This is a genomic window from Massilia pinisoli (assembly GCF_024753285.1).
Lineage (GTDB): Bacteria > Pseudomonadota > Gammaproteobacteria > Burkholderiales > Burkholderiaceae_D > Telluria > Telluria pinisoli.
The window spans coordinates 358,115-379,575 of the sequence record NZ_JANUGW010000004.1; the positions used below are offsets into that span (position 1 = coordinate 358,115).

Sequence of the window (21,461 nt, forward strand, 5' to 3'; positions counted from 1 at the left end):
ATCAGGCCAATTCGAGCCAACCGTCCTGGTACCACGTGTACAGCGCGTCCAGCACGTCGTCGGACGCCTGGTCGAGCACGTTGCCGGGCAGGCCACGTTCGTTGGCGAGGACGTCGAGCACGGTCTTGTCCGCGCGTCCGACGGCAAACGATTCGCCATTGATGAACACGTGCTTACCACGGTACAGCATCAGCGTCTTGGGCGACAACTGCAGACCCTTCTTCGCGGCCTGTTCCATGAAGCGGCCCACCGTCAGGGGCTTGGCCACCGGCGTGAAGAACACGTTGTGCTTAGGCTCGGACAGATATTCGCCCAGGAAGATCGTGACGTCTTCCTCGTCCCAGCGCACCTTGTTGAGTTCCTCGGTGACCGTGGTCAGCATGTCGCGCGGGATCTCGGCCGGGTTCTTCGCGGGTGCGAGGCCGGGGTCGGCATAGCGGCCGGGCAGGTCGATCGAGTCGGCCATGAATTGCAGGAACGCTTCGCCCAGTTCCTGGAACGACGGCGCGCGGAAGCCGATCGAATACGTCATGCATTCGCCCTCGGCCACACCGTCGTGCGCGTAGTGCGGCGGCAGGTACAGCATGTCGCCCGGCTCCAGCACGAATTCCTGTTCCGGTTCGAAGTTCGCGAGGATCTTCAGCGGCAGGCCTTCGACGAGTGTCAGGTCCTGCTGTGCGCCGATGCGCCAGCGGCGCTTGCCCTGCGCTTGCAGAAGGAACACGTCGTAGGAATCGAAGTGCGGGCCCACGCCGCCGCCGTCCGTCGCGTAGCTGACCATCAGGTCGTCCAGGCGCGCGTCCGGCACGAAGCGGAACTGGCGCAGCAGGGCGTCGGCCTTCGGTTCGTGCAGGTTGACGCCCTGCACGAGCATGGTCCATTCGCGCTGCGTTGTCGGCGGCAGCTCGGCCAGCGGGCCGTGTTGCATGTCCCAGGTGCCATCGGTCAAGGTGACGAGGCGGGATTCGACGTGGTTGAGCTTGGCCAGCTCGGCCAGCTTGTCCACCTTGAGCAGCGGCTTGAAATTGGGGATCGCCTGGCGGATGAGCAGGGGTTTCTTGTGCCAGTAGTCGCGGAGGAACTGGGCGGGGGTGATGTTCCCGAGGAGCTGTAATTTTTGCATGCGCCATTATAACCAGCGCCTGTTGTGGTCAGTGGCTCCTAAAACCGTCGCGAGCGGAAGCAATGGTGGTCGAGAAGCGCAGCTGTACGACAGTACAGTGAGCGTCGCAGCCTGCGCGGCCCGGGCGCCAGTGCGACGCGCAGTAGGTTTTTGGCGCCACTGGTGGTAGGGTTATAATCGCAACCTTACCCACGAAAGGAAGTGCAATGAAGATTGCCCAGAACACGGTTGTGTCGGTGAACTATAAGCTGTCCGACGCCCAGAACAACCTGATCGAAGACGGCGCCCAGCCGATGGTCTACCTGCACGGCGGTTACGAGAACACGCTGCCGAAGATCGAAGAAGAGCTGGACGGCAAGGACGTGGGTTACACGTCGACCATCCAGATCGAGCCGGAAGACGCGTTCGGCGACTACGATCCGAACCTGGTGAAGGTCGAGGAACGCAACCGCCTGCCGGAACCGATCGAAGTCGGCATGCAATTCGAAGGCGTGGCCGAAGGCAGCGACGAAGAGCCCGTGATCTTCACCGTCACCGAGATCGCCGACGACAAGGTCGTCCTGGACGGCAACCACCCGCTGGCCGGCATGGCCCTGCGCTTCGACCTGTCCGTGATCGACGTGCGTGCCGCGACGCCGGAAGAGATCGCGCACGGCCACGTGCACGGTGCCCATGGCCATGACCACGGCCACGACGACATGGAAGACGGCGAGCCGGGCGACCACTTCCGCAGCCAGCCGCTGCAGTAATCCACGGCGCCTCGCGTCGGCCGGGTGGTTACTGGCCCCTGGCCGGCTTCGCCGTCTCCACCTTGCGCGGATCGACCTTGAACAAGGTCTTCGTCGCCGGATCGACGACGACCTCGAGCGCATCGGCACCGGCCGCCAGATGGCCGACATTCCCCCGCCATTCGATCGCCGGCTTCCCGCGCACGCGCGTGCCATCGACGAGCAATACCTTGCCGTGGAATTTCTGCGCCAGCGACACGATCAGCCGCCGCGGTTCGGCGAAGCCGTCGTTGTCCGGCGCCGTGTCGCGCAGCAGGGCCTGCAGGCCCGTCGGCTGCGACAACGCCTTCACGTCCCCTTCGGAAAACAGCACGACCGCCTCCAGCTTGTCGCGCCGCGCGATGGCGAACAGGCGGTTCAGCCAGAAGCGGTTGGCGACGAGCCGGTCTTCGTACTCGCTGTTGCGGCCCGCCTCGTTCAGGTAGTGGTTGTTATTGGCCGGCATGTTGATCGTGGCGTACAGCACCTTGCCGACCGACCAGTGCGCATTCTCCGCATAGCTGCGAAAGCGCGGGCTCATCGACTGGCGCGTCAGCGCCACCTTGCGTACGCCCAGCGTGTTCGGTTCACCGTAGAACAGTTCGCGGATGCGGTTCAGGCGTTCGATCGCGTTCGTGCGGCCGGCCGTGTTGCGGCACTCGGTCCAGTCGCTGCCGGCCGGCAGCACGACGACGGGCCGGTGCGCTTCGTCGATCAAGTCGCGCCGCTTCTGGTACAGCTTGTCCGTGCAGGGCTCGTTCGCGCCCTTGATGCCCGTGACGACGAGGAAGGCGACGTCGCCGTCGTCGTTGTCGGCGAGCGCCTGCTTCAAGTGTTTTTCGCCGCCGTCCGTGAAGCCGTGGCCGATGATGGCGAAGCGGTGCGCCTCGTCCTCGCGCACCGCGGCGCGCGCGCCGCCCGCGAGCAGCAGGGCGAGGGCGAGCAGGAGTACCGAACGGCGTCGCGGCATCGTCACGCCGACGCCAGGCGCTTGAGCTCGTACAGCCGCTCGAGCGCTTCGCGCGGGCTCAGGGCATCGGGATCGATGGCGTCCAGCAGGACCAATGCGGGCGATTCGTCCGCTGGCGGCACCGGCGCCGGGGCGGCTCCCGGCGCGGCGCCGGCATCGCCCTCGTCGCACGGTGCCGGCGCGAACAGGTCGAGCTGCGGCGTCGCGTCGAGCGCCTGTGCTTCCAGCCGCGCCAGGTGCTTGCGCGCGGCGCGGATGACGGCCGGCGGCACGCCCGCGAGCTGTGCCACCTGCAGGCCGTAGCTTTGCGACGCAGGGCCGTCCTGCACGGCGTGCAGGAACACGATGCTGTCCTTGTGCTCGACGGCCGACAGGTGCACGTTGGCGGCGCTCGGGTGCTGCTCGGGCAGCTGCGTCAGTTCGAAGTAGTGGGTGGCGAACAAGGTGAAGCTGCGGCTCGTCTCGATCAGGTGGCGCGCGATGGCCCACGCGAGCGCGAGGCCGTCGAACGTCGACGTGCCGCGGCCCACTTCGTCCATCAGCACGAGCGAATGCTCCGTCGCGCCGTTGAGGATCGTGGCCGATTCCGTCATCTCCACCATGAACGTGGAGCGGCCGCCCGCGAGGTCGTCCGACGCACCGATGCGCGTGAAGATGCGGTCGATGGGACCGATTGTCGCACTCGTCGCCGGCACGTAGCTGCCCACGTACGCGAGCAGCGTGATCAGCGCGACCTGGCGCATGAACGTCGATTTACCGCCCATGTTCGGGCCCGTGATCAACAGGAGGCGGCGGTCGTTGGAGAGCTTGCAGTCGTTGGCGATGAAGCGCTCGATCTGGTTTTCGACGACGGGGTGGCGGCCTTCGGTGATCGTCAGGCACGGCTCCTCGACGAGCTGCGGCATGCACCAGTTGTAGCGCGCAGCGTGCGAGGCGAGGGCCGTCAGCGTATCGAGCTGCGCGATGCCGGACGCAATGCGCTGCAGGCACACGATGTGCGGCGCGAGGTCGGCCAGCAGCAGCTCGTACAGGAGTTTTTCGCGCGCGAGCGCGCGGTCCTGCGCGGACAAGGCCTTGTCCTCGAACGCCTTCAGTTCCGGCGTGATGTAGCGCTCGCAGTTCTTCAGGGTCTGGCGGCGGCGGTAATCGTCCGGCACCTTGTCGGCCTGGCCGTTCGTCACCTCGATGTAGAAGCCGTGCACCTTGTTGTATTCGACGCGCAGGTTGGCGATGCCCGTGCGGGCGCGCTCGCGCGCTTCCAGGTCGACGAGGAACTGGCCCGCGTTTTCCGACAGCGCGCGCAGCTCGTCGAGCTCCGCGTCGAAGCCGCGCGCGAACACGCCGCCGTCGCGCACCATCGCGGCCGGTTCCGTCGCGATGGCGCGTTGCAGGAGGTCGGCGCACGCTTCGGGGATCGCGATGGCGTCGTGGATGTCGCGCAGCAGGCACGAGTCGCCGGGGATGAAGCAGCGTGCGACCTGCTCGCGCAGTCCCGGCAGCTGCGCGAGGCCGTCGCGCAGGCTCGCGAGGTCGCGCGGACGCGCCGTCAGCAGCGCGATGCGCGTCGTGATGCGTTCGATGTCCGGCACGTGCGCGAGCGTCGCGGACAGGCCATGCATCGCCTCGCGCTGGGTCAGCGCGGCGATCGCCTCGTGGCGCGCTCTGGCCACGCGCTGGTCGCGCCGCGCATGGTGCAGCCAGTGGCGCAGCAGGCGCGAGCCCATCGCCGTGCGGCAGCCGTCCAGCAGCGAGAACAACGTGGGCGATTCGAAGCCGCGGATCGTCTCCGTCAATTCGAGGTTGCGGCGCGTGGCGGCGTCGAGGCCGATAAATTCGCTCTCCGATTCGACGGCGAGGCTCTTCACGTGCTGCAGGCCGCGGCCTTGCGTCGCTTGCGCATAGCGCAGCAGCGCACCGGCCGCGCCGAACGCGGCACCGAGGCCGTCCGCGCCGAAGCCGGACAACGTGGCGACACCCAGCTGGTCGAGCAGCGCCCTGTGGCCGTGCACGACCTCGAAATGCCATTCCGGCACGCGCGCCGTGTGGCCGACCGGCGATTCCTCGAACAGGTCGGCACCGCCGTCGGCGCGCAGCACTTCGGCCGGCGCGATGCGTTCCAGTTCCTGCACGAGTCGCACGGCGGCCGTGCGCGCGTCGCCGGAAAATTCCATCAGCTTCAGCGCGCCGCTCGCCAGCGACATCCACGCGAGACCCGTCGTGACCACCTTGCGGTTCGCGACCGTGCACACGGCGAGCAGCGGACGCTCGGCCTTCTCCGGCAGCAGGTCGGCATCCGTCAACGTGCCCGGCGTGACGACGCGCACGACCTTGCGTTCGACGGGGCCTTTGCTGAGGGCCGGGTCACCGATCTGCTCGCAGATCGCGCACGACTCGCCCAGCTTGACCAGTTTCGCGAGATAAGGGTCGAGCGAGTGGAAGGGCACGCCGGCCATCTTGATCGGGTTGCCGCCCGAGCTGCCGCGCGCCGTCAACGTGATGCCCAGGATGCGCGCGGCCTTCTCGGCGTCCTCGAAGAACAGCTCGTAGAAGTCGCCCATCCGGTAGAAGACGAGCATCGTGGGGTAGTCGGCCTTGATGCTCAGGTACTGCTGCATCATAGGAGAGAAGGGGCTTTTACCCGGCTTCAAATCCTGCGGATCCATGGGCTTGTGTTTTTCAGCGGATGGGCGTTCAGCCGGGCTCTCCGCTGCGGCGGCGTTGATTTCGCGTGGAACGTTCATAATTCGAAGTAGTAGTGACCATGCAACTTAGACCGGAGGGCCATCATTTTACCGCTAAGCCCAGCGGACGAAAGGTTGAATCGCGGTTAGCCGGTGTGCAGGAAAGCTGCGGCTTTTCGGTCTTCGGTATCGACCCAGCTGAATGACAGAGTTCGGAGAGTCTCTAAACCTGAACGATTTTAGGTGTATTGTGTCGCGTTAAAAGCAAGTTTTAGGTTCATTTGCCCTTGCGCTCGCGTCTTTTTCCGCCGCCGTTTTGACTGTCCTGCGGTCCCCGAAAATGCTCGACAAGAAAGTCAATGAATGCGCGTGCACGAATGGTCTGATTGCGTTTGCTGGGGTAGTAAACGAACAGGTCAGCCGCAGGCAGATCGAACTCCGGCAGCACGATCTTCAGCCTGCCGCTGTCGAGGTACTTGGCCAGGTCCCACTCCGACCGGATCAGGATGCCGTGACCGTCCAAGGCCCACCCGAGGACGATGTCGCCGTCGTTGCTCGACAGTGCACCATGCACTTTGACGATCTCGGTATGGTCCTGGTGCATGAAGCGCCAGATGCCGTAGGCGTCGTCATTTTGTCTATGGATGATGCAGCGGTGGTTCGCAAGGTCGGCGAGGCTCTTAGGAACGCCGTGGCGCTCCAGATAGCCCGGCGAGGCGCACAGGAAGCGACGGTTCGACATGATCTTGCGTGCGTTGAGGCGCTTATCCGGCAGGGCGCCGAAGCGGATCGCCAGGTCGAAGCCGCTTTCGACCAGATCGACTGGCCGGTCGGTCACTTCCATCTGTATTTCAACTTCCGGATAGCGAGCCGTGAATGTAGACACCAACGGCGCGATCGTCGTACGTCCAAAACCCAAGGTCGCGTTCACGCGCAAGAGTCCACGAGGTGCGGAGCGGCCCTGCGATACCGCGTCCTCCATTTCCTTGATCTCAGCAAGGATGCGGCTCGCATGCTGTAGGTAGGTCTCGCCTTCGCTTGTGAGGCTGAGCGTGCGCGTGGTCCGGTTTACAAGCCGAACACCCAGTCGGCTTTCGAGCGTGGCAAGCCGTTTCGTGGCTGCCGGTGGCGTCAAATCGATGGCTCGTGCAGCCGCGGCCAGGCTGCCGTGCTTGGCCACGAGCACGAAAAACTGCATGTCCGATGCGGGTTCGTTCTTCATCTCAACTCATTTCATAAATGAATCCAGGTGAATTATAGGAGATATTCAAGGCCTTAATCTACGGCTTTCCGACACCTGATCGCATCCAAGACATGCGATTGTCCTTAAGGAGACTCCCGTGAGAATCGTAGAAATCCGTGAAAAAACCGTCCCCATCAGCTCGCCGATCCGCAACGCGTACATCGACTTCAGCAAGATGACGCTGAGCCTGGTTGCCGTGGTCACCGATGTGATCCGCGACGGCAAACCGGTCATCGGCTACGGCTTCAACTCCAACGGCCGCTATGGCCAAGGCAAGCTGATGCGCGAGCGTTTCATCCCCCGCATCCTGGAAGCCGATCCTGCTTCGCTGGTCGACGACGCCGGCACCAACCTGGATCCGCACAAGATCTGGAACTGCATGTTCACCAACGAAAAGCCGGGCGGCCATGGCGAACGCTCGGTCGCTATCGGTACCATCGACATGGCCGTGTGGGATGCAGTTGCCAAGATCGAAGGCAAGCCGCTGTTCCAGCTGCTGGCCGACCGCTACGGCGACGGCAAGCCGAACCGCAAGATCTTCGTGTACGCCGCCGGCGGTTACTACTACCCGGGCCAGGACCACGAAAAGCTGAAGGACGAGATGCGCAGCTACATCGACCGCGGCTACACAGTGGTCAAGAAGAAGATCGGCGGCGCCTCGCTGGACGAAGACCTGCGCCGTATCGACAGCATCCTGTCGGTGCTGAAGGACGGCCAGAAGCTGGCGGTCGACGCCAACGGCCGGTTCGATCTCGACACGGCGATCCAGTATGCGAAAGCGCTGTCGCAGTACGACCTGTTCTGGTACGAGGAACCGGGCGACCCCCTCGACTTCGAGCTGCAGGCCACGCTGCGCAACTACTACAAGAACCCGATGGCAACTGGCGAAGACCTGTTCTCGATGCAGGACGCTCGCAACCTGATCCGTTACGGCGGCATGCGCGCGGACCGCGACTGGCTGCAGTTCGACTGCGCCCTGTCGTACGGCCTGGTCGAGTACCTGCGCACGCTCGACATGCTGCGCGAACACGGCTGGTCGCCGAGCCGCTGCATCCCGCACGGTGGTCACCAGATGTCGCTGAATATCGCGGCCGGCCTGGGCCTGGGCGGTAACGAATCTTATCCGGACCTGTTCCAGCCGTACGGCGGCTTCCCGGACGGCGTCAAGGTCGATAACGGCTTCATCACGATGCCGGACCTGCCGGGTATCGGCTTCGAAGGCAAGGCGGATCTCTTCGCCGAGATGCAGAAGCTGTCGGCGTGACCGACGCCTGACCTTAACGCCCGGTAAAGAGGCGCGGTCGAAACACTCAAATCCGTTCAGGTTGTGACCAATGCGGCGGCGCCTCAAGGCGCAACGGCCGCGGTCACACCTGTTCTTCAGCAGGCCAAAAGAACTCGCACGAGGAGACAACCATGCGGTCCACTTCCTTCGCTGGAAAATATCTTTCCAAACTATATGTCCAGGTCATGATTGCCATCGTCGCCGGCATCCTGCTCGGACACTACATGTCCGATCTGGCTGCGCAAGCCAAGCCGCTTGGCGACCTGTTCATCAAGATGATCAAGATGTTGTTGGCACCGATCATTTTTGCTTCGGTCGTCGTCGGCGTCGCACGTATGAACAACGTCCACGAAGCGGGACGTGTCGGCTTCAAGGCCATTTTGTACTTTGAAGTCGCCTCGACGCTTGCCCTGGCTGTCGGCCTCGTGGTGGTCAACGTGTTCAAGCCTGGCATCGGCATGAACATCGACCCATCCCATATCGACGGCGCGGCCATCGCCACCTACACGCAGAGAGCCCATCAGCAGGGCGGTGCGCTGGACTTCTTCATGAACATGGTCCCGAACAGTGTCGTCGGCGCGTTCGCGAACGGCGAAATGTTGCCGATCATCTTTTTCTCGGTACTGTTTGCGATCGCGCTGGCACGCCTGGGTAAACCGGTCGAGCCTTTCGTCGATATGCTGGACATGTTCCTGCAGGGAATGTTCGGTGTCGTCCGCATCGCCATGTACCTCGCTCCGCTCGGCGCCTTCGGCGGCATCGCGTTCACTGTCGGCAAATACGGGATCGGTACGCTGGCATCCTATGGCCAGCTCATCGTTTGCCTCTACCTGACTTCGGCTGTATTCGTTTTCGTGATACTCGGCCTGATCATGCGGATGTGCGGCCTGTCCCTGTTCCAGTTCCTTCGCTACATCAAGGACGAACTGCTGGTGACCTTCGGCACGGCGTCGACCGAGTCCGTGCTGCCGCAAATGCTGGTGAAGCTGGAAAAGATGGGCATTCCGAAACCCGTCGTCGGCCTGGTGCTGCCGACCGGCTATGCATTCAATGCCGACGGCACGGCGATTTACCTCACCATGGCCGCGATCTTCATTGCGCAGGCGATGAATATCGATCTCACGCTGACGGACCAGCTCGTCTTGCTCGGCGTGCTGCTGTTCACGTCCAAGGGATCGGCGGGTGTCGCCGGTGCCGGCTTCGTTGCGCTTGCCGCCACGCTGGCATCGATGCACAAGATTCCGGTGACCGGCCTCGTGCTGCTGCTGGGCGTCGACCGCTTCCTGAACGAAGCACGTGCCCTGACCAACCTCGTTGGCAATGGCGTCGCGACCGTCGTGGTCGCGCGCTGGGAAAGGGTGCTCGATCTCAAGCAGGCTCGAGCCGTGCTCGAGCGCGGTTCCGCCCTGCCTGTGGATACGACGGCGGGCACCGTTTCCGATACCACGAGCGTACCTGCGGCTTCGCTGAGAAAACACTGAGTCTGACGGCATGGCGCTGTGACACGGGAAATCCGGTCACGGCGCCAGAGCGCATGCGATCACTACCTGTTTCCTGATCCATGACTATGCGAGTCCAGCGCAGACGGCCGGATCATCAATGAATTATTCAGTTAAATTTAATAGTAGATAAAACTGACGTTCATTATAAAAGCACGAAGTATCGCTAGACTGATTCTCCCGCTAAACGGCAATGTCTCATCCATAACCGACAAGATCCATCATGACTTCAGAACCCTCCTTGCTGCGTCAGGCGGCACTTGATTATCACGAGTTTCCCAAGCCGGGCAAGCTCGCCACCGTCCCGACAAAACAGATGATCAACCAGCGCGACCTGGCACTTGCCTATTCGCCTGGTGTAGCGTTTCCCTGCGAGGAGATCGTGGCCAACCCGATCAATGCCGCACGCTACACGGCCCGCGGCAACCTGGTTGGCGTCATCAGCAACGGTACCGCAGTGCTTGGCCTTGGCGATATCGGGCCGCTGGCGTCCAAGCCGGTCATGGAAGGCAAGGCCGTCCTGTTCAAGAAGTTTGCTGGCATCGATGTGTTCGACATCGAAATCAACGAGAAGGATCCCCACAAACTGGTGGACATCATCGCCGCGCTCGAACCGACGTTCGGCGGTATCAACCTCGAGGATATCAAGGCACCGGACTGCTTCACGGTCGAAAGCGAATGCCGCGCGCGCATGAACATCCCGGTGTTTCATGACGACCAGCACGGTACGGCCATCGTGGTCGCCGCGGCGATCACGAACGGTCTGAAGGTCGTCGGCAAGCCGATTGGAGAGGTCAAGCTGGTGGCATCCGGCGCGGGTGCCGCGGCGCTGGCCTGTCTCGACCTGCTGGTCGACCTCGGCCTGAAACTCGAAAACATCCATGTGACCGACCTGGCCGGGGTCGTCTACGAAGGCCGTACGGAGCTGATGGACCCGAAGAAGGCCCGGTATGCCCGCCCTACGAGCGCGCGCAGCCTCCGCGAGGTCATCGAAGGCGCCGACATTTTCCTTGGCCTGTCGGCAGGGAATGTGTTGAAGCCCGACATGGTAAAGAGCATGGGCACGCGGCCGCTGATCATGGCGCTCGCCAATCCGACTCCGGAGATTGCGCCGGCATTGGCCCTGGAAGTGCGTCCAGACGCCATCCTGGCGACCGGACGCGCGGATTATCCGAACCAGGTCAACAACGTGCTGTGCTTCCCCTACATTTTCCGCGGCGCGCTGGATGTGGGCGCGACGACGATCACGCGCGAGATGGAGATCGCGGCGGTGAATGCGATCGCCGATCTCGCCCGCCAGGAACAGAGCGACATCGTGGCCGCGGCCTACGGCACCGGCGACCTGTCGTTCGGACCGAACTATCTAATTCCGACGCCGTTCGATCCACGTCTGATCGTCAAGATCGCGCCAGCGGTTGCGAAAGCGGCGATGGAAAGCGGTGTCGCGACGCGGCCGATCGAGGATCTGGATGCCTACGTGCAGCACCTGCAGCAGTTCGTGTATCACAGCGGCAGCATGATGCGTCCTGTCTTCCAGGCAGCGCGGAACACCAGTCCTGACAGGAAGCGCATCGTGTTCGCCGAAGGCGAGGAGGAGCGGGTACTGCGCGCCGTGCAGATCGTCGCCGACGAGCGCATCGCCCAGCCGATCCTGATCGGCAGGCCCGCCGTCATCGAGCAGCGCATCGCCAAGCTCGGCCTGCGCCTCGTCAGGGACAAGGATTTCACAGTGGTCGACACCGATCACGATCCGCGCTACCGGGAGTACTGGACGACGTACCTGGATCTCATGGCCCGGCGCGGCATCACCGAGCAGATGGCGAAGCTCGAAATGCGCCGGCGTACGACCTTGATCGGCGCGATGATGGTACGCAAGGGCGAAGCCGACGGGCTGATGTGCGGCATGATCAGCACGACCCATCGCCATCTGCATTTCATCGACCAGGTGATCGGGAAGAAGGATGGCTCGAGCGTCTACGCGGCGATGAACGCGCTGATCCTGCCGGGTCGCCAGCTCTTCATTGTGGACACGCACGTCAACGTCAATCCGAGCGCCGCGGAACTCGCGGAGATTACCCTGCTGGCAGCCGAGGAAGTCCGACGTTTCGGTATCGTGCCGAAGGTCGCCTTGCTGTCGCACTCCAATTTCGGGACGAGTGATGCCCCTTCCGCCAGGAAGATGCGTGAGGTTCTCGCCATCCTGCGCGAGCGCGCGCCCGATCTCGAGCTCGATGGCGAAATGCACGGCGACGTCGCGCTCGACGCGACGCTGCGACGTAAATTCCTCCCCACGTCGACGCTCGAAGGTGACGCGAACCTGTTGGTGCTGCCCGATATCGACTCGGCGAACATCTCTTACAACCTGCTGAAAGTCGCAGCCGGCAATAACGTCGCCATCGGCCCCATGCTGCTCGGCGCAGCCAAGCCTGTACAAGTGTTGACGCCGTCGGCCACGGTCCGTCGTATCGTCAACATGACGGCCGTGCTCGTTGGCGACATCGCGAGCGGCCAGCCCCGCACGGCGGCATAACGATCGCGTCCGCAAACAAGCGGATTCAAGACGACAAAGGCGAGTGCAGCAATGCACTCGTTCTGTGTCAACACAGCCGTACCTACCAATAACGAACGGGCTCAGACCCGATAATAAGGAGATGTATGAATAAATGGTTAGCCAGTCCAGTCCTTTTGATGATCGGCGCGCACGCCGCGCTGGCGCAGACATCGGTGAACATCTATGGCATCGCGGATGCCGGCTTCGTCCATGAGAGTGGTGGCGTCGCGGGAAGCGTGACCAAGCTCACCAGCGGCGTCGGGTCGGCGTCGCGTCTCGGCTTCCGTGGCACGGAAGATCTGGGCGGTGGCATGTCCGCCATCTTCACGCTCGAGACGGGATATCGTATCGACACGGGCGAGGTGGATACCGCAGGCACGATCTTTAACCGCCAGGCCTTTGTCGGATTGAAGACCAACGCCGGCACGCTGACCTTGGGGCGACAGTACACCCCCTGGCATCAGGCGCTGGTCCAGGTCGCCGATCCGTTCGGCACGGGCTTCGCGGGCGGCGCCAAGAACCTGTTCCCGGATTGGAGCACCAACGTCCGCACCAGCAATACCATCGTGTACGCGGCACCGTCCGTTGCCGGCGTGAGCGCAGACATTGCCTACGCTGCGGGAGAGCAGGCCGGCAGCAACGCAGCAGGACGCCAGTTTGGCGCAGCGCTCGGCTATTCGCGTGGCCCGCTCAACGTGCGCCTCGCCTACAACAACAAGAATTCCGATGTGGCGCCAGCGCCCGGTGTCGCAGCCGTGAGCCGGTCGATCGGCACCAACTCGCTGCTGGCCGCAAACTATGACTTTGGCGTGGCAAAGGCATATTTCGCGTATGGCATGGACAAGGGATTCAACAGTGCCCCGATGGGCAACAACAATAATCCTTATGGCGGCGTGAAGCCGACGCCTTCCACGGATAGCAACGAGGCCATGGTCGGTGTCGCGGCACCGCTCGGTCACGGCAGGCTGCTCGCTTCTTATACGCGCAAGAACGACAAGACTAGCCTGAACCAGGACGCGCACGCCTGGGGCATTGGCTACCTATACGCGCTGTCGAAACGCACCGACCTGTATGCGGTCTATGGTGCCATCGTGAACAGCAACGGGGCCGGATATACCGTGGCCAACAATTCCGAAGCCGGGACCGGCAACCGCGCATCGAACCTCGGTATCCGTCATACCTTCTGACGCTCTGATAGACCAAGACGACACGCATCTCATGGACAGCGTGTCGTTTTCACGCCCAACACGAGCGCGTCGCATCCGTATCACTTTCTGCATCACTCCGATTCAAATCATGAAAACGCTTACCATCCGGTTCAGCCTCATGGCGACCCTAGGCTTGTTCACGTTGATGCTGATCGTCGGTGCCGGCATCGGCATCGCGATGCTGTCGCGCGCGAACCATAGCAGCATCGTGGCGCAACAGGTTGCCGACGAAACGCGCAATATCAACGACATCTACGCCGATACGGCGCGCACCCGTATCGCTCTGATGCGCGTGTACACCGACTTGAAGGAGGCGGGCAAGCAACCATCGGCCAGCGCCAACCTCGTCACCGCACAGAAATACGAACAGCGTGGGCAAAACGCGTTGCGGAGCTTCGTTGCGATGCCCGCGTCCGACGACACCGATGCCCAATTGCGCGGCGACCTCCTGTCGGCACTTCGCAAGCTGTACGGCTCACTGGATCAGGCAATCGGCGCCCTGCGTGCCGACGATCTCGCCACGTTTAATAACATCAATCTGAAAAGCCTGACCGTGGAAGGGGCAGCGGTGTCCAGTCTTCTCGATCGTCTGCAGAAGCAGAATACCGAGCTCAGCAAACAATTGATGGCACGGCGCGACGCCGAATACCGCACGGTCATGGCCCTGGTCGCGGCCGGTATTCTGCTCGCACTTGCGTTGGTGATCGGAGTGCATCGCTTCCTGAAGCGGGCCGTGTTGACGCCTCTGGACAATGCCATCGACATCCTCGAACAGGTCGCACGAGGCGACCTGACGCACAGCGTGCCGGCGGGCAGCCAGACCGAGATCGATCGCCTGATGGGAGGAATCGCACACATGCAGAGTAGCCTCATCAAGACGGTGACGGAAGTTCGCCACGGCGCGCAGTCGATCGATCATGTGGCGCACGAGGTGGCGAGCGGGAACGCCGACCTGTCCGCGCGTACCGAAACCCTGGCCAGTTCGCTGGAAGAGACGGCCGCCTCGATGGAGGAGTTGACGAGCACTGTCCAGCAGACCACCGAGAATACGCACCTGGCGCGCGAGCTCGCTCGTACGGCGTCACTCACCGCATCGACCAGCAGCCGCGTAATGGGAGACATGGTGGAGACGATGGTCCAGATCGATGCTTCGTCGCGCAAGGTTGCCGATATTATTGCCGTCATCGACAGCATATCGTTCCAGACGAACATGCTGGCATTGAACGCGGCAGTGGAGGCTGCGCGGGCAAGAGAGCATGGCAAAGGGTTTGCCGTCGTGGCAGATGAGGTTCGTACCCTCGCGCATCGGAGCGCTGTCGCAGCCAAGGAAATCAAGAGTTTGATCGAAGATTCGGTCGGCAAGGTGCAAGGCGGCAGCGCACTCGCAACCCGGGCGCGTCAGACTATGGATGAGACGGCCGCAAGCGTACGCAAGGTAGCCGACATCGTGATCGACATCGCCGAAGCCAGCAAGGAACAGAGCCTCGGAATCGCCCAGGTCAACCAGGCGATTGCTCAGATGGACGATGTCACGCAGCGCAACGCGGCACTCGTCGAAGAGGCCGCCGCCGCAACACAAATGATGAGTCAGGAAACCAGCCGCCTGATCGAAGCGGTCAGCGTATTCAAGATGCGGGACGATGGGAACCGCGTGAGCGATGTCGTGTCGCCCCGGCTATCCGTTCTACCTTCATCGAAGCAGGCTAACTCTGGGGATGCGTCCACGCGGCGTCGCGCTTGAACCATTCGACCAGGAAGTCGATGAAGGCGCTGACCTTGGCCGAGAGGTTGGCGCGTTCAGGATAGACCGCAAAGATATCCCCGCTCGGCAACGCCCACTCCTTCAATATGGGCACAAGCCGGCCTGCAGCGATATCCGCATGGATATCCCATTCCGAACGCATCAGGATGCCGAAGCCGGCCAATGCCCAGACCACGCCGGTCTCGCCGTCGTTCGTGCTCATGGTACCGCGCACTTTCACAGTTTCCTGTTTGCTGCCCCGGGTGAGATGCCAGGTGCCGAACGCGGCATCATTCTCGCGCAGGACGATACAGCGGTGCGTCTGCAGGTCGCGCGGCGTTGCCGGTACACCGTGCCTTGCCAGGTAATCGGGCGAGGCGCACAGCAGCCGGCGGTTGCGGACGATGCGCCGCGCAACCATGCGTGAATCCGGGATCGTCCCAAACCAGATCCCGATGTCGTAGGCCTGGTCGGCCAGGTTGACCGAGCGGTCGGTCAGTTCGAGTTGCACTTCGACTTCGGGGTAGCGGCGCGCGAATTCGACGACCGCCGGGGCGATGTGGCGTCGGCCAAATCCGAATGTCGCATTCACGCGCAGCAGACCTTTCGGAACCGCCTTGCTGCTCGAAATTGCCTGCTCCAGTTCCTGCAGTTCGGCCAAAAGTCGACCGCCCGTCGCCAGATACATTTCCCCTTCGTGCGTAACGCTGATCCGGCGCGTTGTGCGGTTCAGCAGCCGTACCCCGAGCCGCTTCTCCAGTTGCGCCAGGCGCGCCGTGATCGCCGGCGGCGTCACGCCCAACTCGCGAGCCAGTGAGGCAAGGGAGCCCTGATGCACCAACTGGACAAAAAATTCAAGGTCGGACAGGCGATCCATTGTTAATCCGGAGCTTAAGAATAGATGAAGTAATTATGCATTATATAGGAATCTGGAATGACTAAACTTCTCTCATCGGCGGCTCATCACGTGCCGCTCACCTTGGAGGAACAATGGCCACAACGCTGTACCAGAAACTGGTCGAGACGCATACCGTTGCACGGCTCGACGCGCAGAACGTGCTCCTGTACGCCGACCTGCACATCATGAACGAATACACCAGTCCCCAGGCATTCGCGGGACTGCACGAAGCCGGGCGCGGTGTCGCCGTCTCCGGCCAGCAGATGGCGGTCGTCGACCACATTATTCCGACCCACCCCGTGACGTTCCGGATCATCCAGGATCCGCCATCCGCGCTGCAGGCCACGAACTTGGCCAAGAACTGCGGCACGCACGACATCGTGCTGTTCGACACCAACGATGCCCTGCAAGGCATCGAGCACGTAATCGCGCCCGAACTCGGCATGATCCGTCCCGGCATGGTGGTCCTGTGCGGCGATAGCCACACAACGACGTACGGTGCGCTCGGCGCGCTGGGTTTCGGCATCGGCACGTCGGAGGTCGAACACGTGCTCGCCACCCAGACGCTCGTCTACCGCCTGGCCAAGGATATGCGCATCCGCGTCGATGGCGAGCTGGGACAGGGCGCGACCGCCAAGGACCTCATCATGCACATCATCGCCCGTATCGGCGCCCAGGGCGCGCGTGGCTACGCGGTCGAGTTCAGCGGCAGTGCGATCGAAGCCCTGTCGGTCGAGGCGCGCATGACGCTGTGTAACATGGCCGTGGAAGCCGGCGCGCGCGGTGCGCTGATCGCGCCCGACGCCAAGGCGATCGAGTATGTGCTGGAGCACGCGCTGGATATCGTCGGCCTGGTCCGCGATGCCGCGCTCGCCGAGTGGGCCACGCTGCGCAGCGATGCCGACGCGAAGTTCGACGTCGAGCATGTGTTCGATCCACGTGACGTTGCACCGTATGTCACCTGGGGCACGAGCCCCGATCAGGCAGCGCCGGTGACCGCCACGATTCCGCTCCCCGCCGATGCAGACGATGCGACTGTCCGTGCGGCGGCCGAACAGGCCCTGCGCTACACCGGACTGGAAGGCGGCACGCCGATCGAAGGCATTCCCGTGCAGCGCGTCTTCATCGGCTCGTGCACCAATGCCCGCATCGAAGACCTGCGCGCCGTCGCGGGCATCGTCCGCGGCCGCAAGGTTGCGCCGGGGGTGCGGGCGATGGTCGTGCCGGGTTCCGGTGCGGTGCGGCGCCAGGCCGAAGAGGAGGGTATTGCCCAGGTATTGCTGGAAAGCGGCTTCGAATGGCGCCAGCCGGGCTGCTCGATGTGCCTTGCGATGAACGACGACTTCCTGCAGCCGGGCGAACGCTGCGCCTCGACGACCAACCGCAACTTCGAAGGCCGCCAGGGGCGGGGCGGCATCACCCACCTGATGAGCCCAGCGATGGCCGCCGCCGCCGCGGTCACCGGCCGCATCACTGATGTACGACAATTTGGAGCATCCCATGCGTGACATGAACCCTGACGTGACTCGTTTCGAAGGTATTGCGGCGCCGCTGCCGACGCCGAACCTGGACACCGACCAGATCATGCCCAAGCAGTTCCTGCGCGGGATCGATAAATCGGGCCTCGACCGGGGCCTGCTGTACGACATGCGCTTCGACGGCGAGCATCGCCCGCGCCCGGACTTCGTCCTGAACCGTGCGGAATACCGCGATACCGCCATCCTGGTCGGCGGCAGCAACTTTGGATGCGGATCGAGCCGCGAACATGCCGTCTGGGGACTGCAGCAGTACGGCATCCGTGCCGTGATCGCGTCCAGCTATGGCGAAATCTTCTACAGCAATGCGATGAACAACCGCCTCCTGCTGGTGATGCTGCCCGAGGACGTGGTCCAGAGAATTATGGCCGACGTGTCCGATCCGGCGACCAGCCAGGTCACGATCGACGTCGAACGCATGACCGTAAAGAGCCACAGCGTTGAGGCGACATTCAGCCTGTCTGAACGCCATCGTCACATGTTCCTCGAAGGGCTGGACATGATCGGCGCAACCCTGGCGTTGCAGGAACGGATTCACGCTTTCCAGCAAGGGCACTGGGCCGCCCGGCCCTGGTTGAAGGATGTTGCTCACACGACGAAGGCACGCCTTGCGTCGTCGACGAAGCAACAGTAACACGGTGGCATCGCCCGGGCGCATCGCTTGCCCGGGTGGACACCCATTCATAAGGGACCATGTGTCCCACAAGGAGACAATATGGAAGCAGCAACCAAAGCAGCAGGCTCGCACGCGCCCGTTGTACGTCCGAATATGTGGCAGGCCCTCATGCGGCGCCAGATCGGCCCTCTACCGTTGCCAGTCTACGTTACCATCGCAGGCATCACGATTGCCGCGGCGCTGAACGGCAAACTCCCCAACGACATGATCGGCGGCCTGTCCGTCCTCATGTTGATGGGCTTTTTGCTCGGCGATATCGGTAACCGCATTCCTGTGCTGAAGCAGATCGGCGGCGCCGCGATCCTGTGCCTGTTCGTGCCTTCGGCCCTGATCGGTTACGGGTTGCTTGACCCGGGTATGCAGAAGGCGCTCACGACCACGATGAAGACGGCCAACGTACAATACCTGTACATTGCGGGCCTGGTCGCCGGCAGCATCCTGGGGATGCGCCATCGGGTGCTGGTGCAAGGCTTTATGCGCATGTTCGTACCGCTGCTGGCCGGCACCGCGGCGGCGGTCACAGCCGGCGTGCTGGTCGGCCTGATGTTCGGCTACGATCCGATGCACACGTTCTTCTTCATCGTCATCCCGATCCTCGGCGGGGGCATCGGCGAAGGCATCCTGCCGCTGTCGATCGGGTATGCGGAAATCCTCGGCAAGTCGCAGGCGGAACTGGTCGCGATGATGGTACCCGCCGCCCTGGTCGGTAACGTGGTTGCGATCGTGGCCAGCGGCATCCTGCGCTGGCTCGGCGACCGCAAACCGGAGCTGAACGGTCATGGCATGCTGGTCAAATCGGGCGACGACGCCGAACTGCTGAACGATACCCAGGAGAGCCAGCCGCTGGACCTGAGTTTGATGGGGGCGGGCCTGCTTATCGCTTGCGCCTTCTTCATTCTGGGCGCATTGCTCGCCAAGGTAACGGGTATCCCCGGTCCGATCCTGATGATTGTCAGTGCCGCACTGGTCAAGGTCTTCAAGGTCCTGCCCGCCAGGATGGAGCTCGGCGCCTACCAGATGTACCAGTTCTTCTCGAAGAACCTGACGTTCGCGATCCTCGTCGGACTCGGTGCCCTGTTCGTGTCGTGGAAGGACTTGGTCCATGCATTTACGCCGGGCTACATCGCGATCTGCGCAGCAAGCGTGGGTGCCATGGTCACCTGCGGCTTCTTTGTCGGCAAATGGCTGAACATGTATCCGGTCGAGTCGGGTATCGTGACGGCCTGCCACAGCGGCCTGGGCGGTACCGGCGACGTGGCGATCCTGACGGCGTCGAACCGCATGGGCCTGATGCCCTTCGCGCAGATTTCAACACGCATCGGTGGGGCGGCGATGATCGTGGCAGCCACCTTGCTCCTGAAGTTGTTCCATTGAAGCGAATGCGGGCGCCCTTGCGGCGCCTGCGTTCACCTGCCTGCAGCAAACGCCTTATACTGCCGGGTTTCACCAAGGTCTACCGTGCACAATCTACTTCTTGCCGCATTCAACTTCGGATTGGGTGCACTCCTCGGCGCAGCCGGTGGACTTCTGGGTATTGGCGGTGGCCTGATTGCGATCCCCGTACTTGGCTATCTGTACGGTATGGACCAGCACCTGGCACAGGGCACTGCGCTGGTGATGATCGTGCCGAACGTCCTGATCGGCTTCTTGCGCTACCACCAGAAGCATCGTATCGACTTGCGCTCGGCGGCAGCCATGGTCGTGTTCGCGACCGCCAGCAGCTATGTTGCGGCACGCCTGGCCGCAGGTATCAGCTCTGGAGGATTGCACACTGCGTTCGCAGTCTTCCTGGTCGTGCTCGCACTGTATTTCGGATGGCCAAAGCGTTCGTCGGTTGCGCATGACGACGTGCACGCATCGCCGCCGCAACGCATACCGCGCGCAGCCTTTCCATTGCTCGGCATTGCGAGCGGCGGCATGTCCGGCATCTTCACCGTCGGCGGTGGGCTGGTGGTCGTGCCGGCGCTCGTGAGTCTGTTCGGCATGCAGCAGACATGTGCCCAAGGCATGGCGCTTGCGCTCGTCGTACCGAGCGCACTGGTTGCGCTGTTCGCTTACTCCCAGGGAGGTCACGTCAGCTGGGCCATTGGCTTGCCGATGGCGCTCGGTGGCGTCCTGAGCGTGTCGTGGGGTGTGGCGCTGGCCCATACGCTGCCGGCGGCACGCTTGCGAGTATTGTTCTGTTTAGTACTGCTCGGGACAGCTGGAGGCATGCTGCTCGCACCACATTGAAGTATCCAAAAGAAAGGCCTTATGACTGCTCGTCTGTTTTGAGCTACTCCACTTCTGCCATCCATCGTTCAACGTGCAGAAGCTGACTTCGATGCGATTACGTCTCAGAAACGGCAACTGAGCGTTAACGAGATCATCCAGGCGCTCGACCTCACACCGACCTTGATGAGTGTGCTCATATCCAGTCGAATTCGTTTCGACGCGAATGCAATCGCAATGCTGCCATCTCACATCAAAGTCATCGCGACTTGCAGCGTTGGATATGAGCACATCGATGTCGCAGCCGCCAACGCACGTCGGATCTTTGTCACGAACACACCTGATGTCGTTACCGAGGCAACCGCAGATCCCACACTCTTTCTGATGCTGGGTGCCATGCGGAGAGGACGCGAATACGCTTCGATTATGGACCAGGGGTGGCGCCAGCGATTCGGGTTGAGCGACATGCTGGGGATCGACGTGCACGGTAAATCACTTGGCATCATTGGCATGGGCCGCATCGGCCAAGCTGTCGCGAAGCGCGCACGTGGGTTTGGCATCAAAGTGCTGTACCACAATCGGCATCGACTGAATCCCGATCTGGAACACGGTGCGACATACTTCAGCGACGTACGCGAGATGCTGCCGCACTGCCAGATACTTTCCCTGCATGTTCCTGGCGGGTCTTCATCGAACGCGTATTTCGATAGTGACATGATGGCGTTGCTGCCTCGCGGCGCGGTGCTGGTGAATACCTCTCGAGGCACGCTCGTTGACGAAGATGACCTGATCGCGGCGTTAAGCGGCGGTCATATCGCAGCCGTGGGACTCGACGTCTTTTGCTCGGAGCCTGAATACGATCTGCGAGTCAAAGATCTGCCGAATGTGTTCATGACCCCGCATATGGGCGCGGCGACCGTCGAGACGAGAGTGGCGATGGGCCATCGTGCGCTCGACAATGTGGCCGATGTTCTTGCTGGTGGCACTCCGCGCGATAGAGTCTCGTCTGCGCCGTATTAGTCGCAGCATTGTAGTGTTCAAATTGCGCCGGAAAAGTAGGAGTCTCAACTCCC

16 protein-coding genes are annotated in these 21,461 nt (G+C 62.5%); 11 read left to right on the top strand and 5 right to left on the bottom strand.

The features are described 5' to 3' along the window. Position 1 precedes the first annotated feature (1 nt). Complete coding sequence (locus NX784_RS07980; protein ID WP_258816119.1) at positions 2-1,123, bottom strand: cupin domain-containing protein; 1,122 nt, start codon at positions 1,121-1,123, stop codon at positions 2-4. A 206-nt stretch (positions 1,124-1,329) separates the two neighbouring features. Between NX784_RS07980 and NX784_RS07985 the strand changes: the two genes are divergently transcribed. Next, entirely contained in the window at positions 1,330-1,872 is a 543-nt protein-coding gene (locus NX784_RS07985; RefSeq protein WP_258816120.1) for an FKBP-type peptidyl-prolyl cis-trans isomerase, read from the top strand. Between the two features lie 28 nt (positions 1,873-1,900). Here NX784_RS07985 and NX784_RS07990 read toward each other — a convergent pair whose 3' ends face one another. The 3 genes from NX784_RS07990 to NX784_RS08000 form a co-directional block, all read right to left on the bottom strand. Continuing rightward, positions 1,901-2,860: a hypothetical protein gene (locus tag NX784_RS07990; RefSeq protein ID WP_258816121.1), complete on the bottom strand. Its 960-nt coding sequence runs from the start codon at positions 2,858-2,860 to the stop codon at positions 1,901-1,903. Positions 2,861-2,862: 2 nt separating this feature from the next. Next, positions 2,863-5,604 carry a DNA mismatch repair protein MutS gene (gene mutS, locus NX784_RS07995; RefSeq protein WP_370662917.1) on the bottom strand — a complete coding sequence of 914 codons (2,742 nt, stop codon included), beginning with the start codon at positions 5,602-5,604 and terminating at the stop codon, positions 2,863-2,865. 214 nt (positions 5,605-5,818) lie between these two features. Beyond that, positions 5,819-6,763 (bottom strand): LysR family transcriptional regulator, encoded by a 945-nt coding sequence (locus NX784_RS08000; protein ID WP_258816123.1) that lies wholly within the window; start codon positions 6,761-6,763, stop codon positions 5,819-5,821. 118 nt (positions 6,764-6,881) lie between these two features. On the opposite strand from NX784_RS08000, the gene NX784_RS08005 reads away from it, so the two are divergent. The 5 genes from NX784_RS08005 to NX784_RS08025 all read left to right on the top strand — a co-directional run bounded on the left by NX784_RS08005 (position 6,882) and on the right by NX784_RS08025 (position 15,068). After that, entirely contained in the window at positions 6,882-8,048 is a 1,167-nt protein-coding gene (locus tag NX784_RS08005; protein WP_105378317.1) for a mandelate racemase/muconate lactonizing enzyme family protein, read from the top strand. 152 nt (positions 8,049-8,200) lie between these two features. Beyond that, a complete protein-coding gene (gene dctA, locus NX784_RS08010; RefSeq protein ID WP_258816124.1) occupies positions 8,201-9,550 on the top strand; it encodes a C4-dicarboxylate transporter DctA in 1,350 nt (449 codons plus the stop codon). 241 nt (positions 9,551-9,791) lie between these two features. Next, positions 9,792-12,098 (top strand): NADP-dependent malic enzyme, encoded by a 2,307-nt coding sequence (locus tag NX784_RS08015; RefSeq protein WP_258816125.1) that lies wholly within the window; start codon positions 9,792-9,794, stop codon positions 12,096-12,098. Between the two features lie 125 nt (positions 12,099-12,223). Continuing rightward, positions 12,224-13,306 carry a porin gene (locus tag NX784_RS08020; protein ID WP_258816126.1) on the top strand — a complete coding sequence of 361 codons (1,083 nt, stop codon included), beginning with the start codon at positions 12,224-12,226 and terminating at the stop codon, positions 13,304-13,306. 109 nt (positions 13,307-13,415) lie between these two features. Continuing rightward, complete coding sequence (locus NX784_RS08025; protein WP_258816127.1) at positions 13,416-15,068, top strand: methyl-accepting chemotaxis protein; 1,653 nt, start codon at positions 13,416-13,418, stop codon at positions 15,066-15,068. On the opposite strand, the gene NX784_RS08030 is transcribed toward NX784_RS08025, so the two are convergent. Further along, positions 15,031-15,945: a LysR family transcriptional regulator gene (locus tag NX784_RS08030; protein WP_105378313.1), complete on the bottom strand. Its 915-nt coding sequence runs from the start codon at positions 15,943-15,945 to the stop codon at positions 15,031-15,033. The two genes, NX784_RS08025 and NX784_RS08030, sit on opposite strands and share 38 nt — an antisense overlap. A 113-nt stretch (positions 15,946-16,058) precedes the next feature. On the opposite strand from NX784_RS08030, the gene leuC reads away from it, so the two are divergent. From leuC to NX784_RS08055, 5 genes are all read left to right on the top strand, one after another. After that, complete coding sequence (gene leuC / locus NX784_RS08035) at positions 16,059-17,474, top strand: 3-isopropylmalate dehydratase large subunit (RefSeq protein WP_258816128.1); 1,416 nt, start codon at positions 16,059-16,061, stop codon at positions 17,472-17,474. A gap of 1 nt (position 17,475) precedes the next feature. Beyond that, entirely contained in the window at positions 17,476-18,135 is a 660-nt protein-coding gene (gene leuD / locus NX784_RS08040; RefSeq protein WP_370662918.1) for a 3-isopropylmalate dehydratase small subunit, read from the top strand. A gap of 81 nt (positions 18,136-18,216) precedes the next feature. Beyond that, positions 18,217-19,551 carry a 2-hydroxycarboxylate transporter family protein gene (locus tag NX784_RS08045; RefSeq protein WP_258816130.1) on the top strand — a complete coding sequence of 445 codons (1,335 nt, stop codon included), beginning with the start codon at positions 18,217-18,219 and terminating at the stop codon, positions 19,549-19,551. Positions 19,552-19,635: 84 nt separating this feature from the next. Continuing rightward, positions 19,636-20,409, top strand: coding sequence for a sulfite exporter TauE/SafE family protein (locus NX784_RS08050; protein ID WP_258816131.1), 774 nt, complete (start codon positions 19,636-19,638; stop codon positions 20,407-20,409). 63 nt (positions 20,410-20,472) lie between these two features. After that, positions 20,473-21,408 (top strand): 2-hydroxyacid dehydrogenase, encoded by a 936-nt coding sequence (locus tag NX784_RS08055; RefSeq protein WP_370662919.1) that lies wholly within the window; start codon positions 20,473-20,475, stop codon positions 21,406-21,408. Positions 21,409-21,461: the final 53 nt, after the last annotated feature.

Bases quoted from the DNA above. Each gene is read 5' to 3' on its own strand.
- NX784_RS07980 (WP_258816119.1), bottom strand. From the start codon at position 1,123: ATGCAAAAATTACAGCTCCTCGGGAACATCACCCCCGCCCAGTTCCTC.
- NX784_RS07985 (WP_258816120.1), top strand. From the start codon at position 1,330: ATGAAGATTGCCCAGAACACGGTTGTGTCGGTGAACTATAAGCTGTCC.
- NX784_RS07990 (WP_258816121.1), bottom strand. From the start codon at position 2,860: ATGCCGCGACGCCGTTCGGTACTCCTGCTCGCCCTCGCCCTGCTGCTC.
- NX784_RS08000 (WP_258816123.1), bottom strand. From the start codon at position 6,763: ATGAAGAACGAACCCGCATCGGACATGCAGTTTTTCGTGCTCGTGGCC.
- dctA (WP_258816124.1), top strand. From the start codon at position 8,201: ATGCGGTCCACTTCCTTCGCTGGAAAATATCTTTCCAAACTATATGTC.
- NX784_RS08015 (WP_258816125.1), top strand. From the start codon at position 9,792: ATGACTTCAGAACCCTCCTTGCTGCGTCAGGCGGCACTTGATTATCAC.
- NX784_RS08020 (WP_258816126.1), top strand. From the start codon at position 12,224: ATGAATAAATGGTTAGCCAGTCCAGTCCTTTTGATGATCGGCGCGCAC.
- NX784_RS08025 (WP_258816127.1), top strand. From the start codon at position 13,416: ATGAAAACGCTTACCATCCGGTTCAGCCTCATGGCGACCCTAGGCTTG.
- NX784_RS08030 (WP_105378313.1), bottom strand. From the start codon at position 15,945: ATGGATCGCCTGTCCGACCTTGAATTTTTTGTCCAGTTGGTGCATCAG.
- leuC (WP_258816128.1), top strand. From the start codon at position 16,059: ATGGCCACAACGCTGTACCAGAAACTGGTCGAGACGCATACCGTTGCA.
- leuD (WP_370662918.1), top strand. From the start codon at position 17,476: ATGAACCCTGACGTGACTCGTTTCGAAGGTATTGCGGCGCCGCTGCCG.
- NX784_RS08045 (WP_258816130.1), top strand. From the start codon at position 18,217: ATGGAAGCAGCAACCAAAGCAGCAGGCTCGCACGCGCCCGTTGTACGT.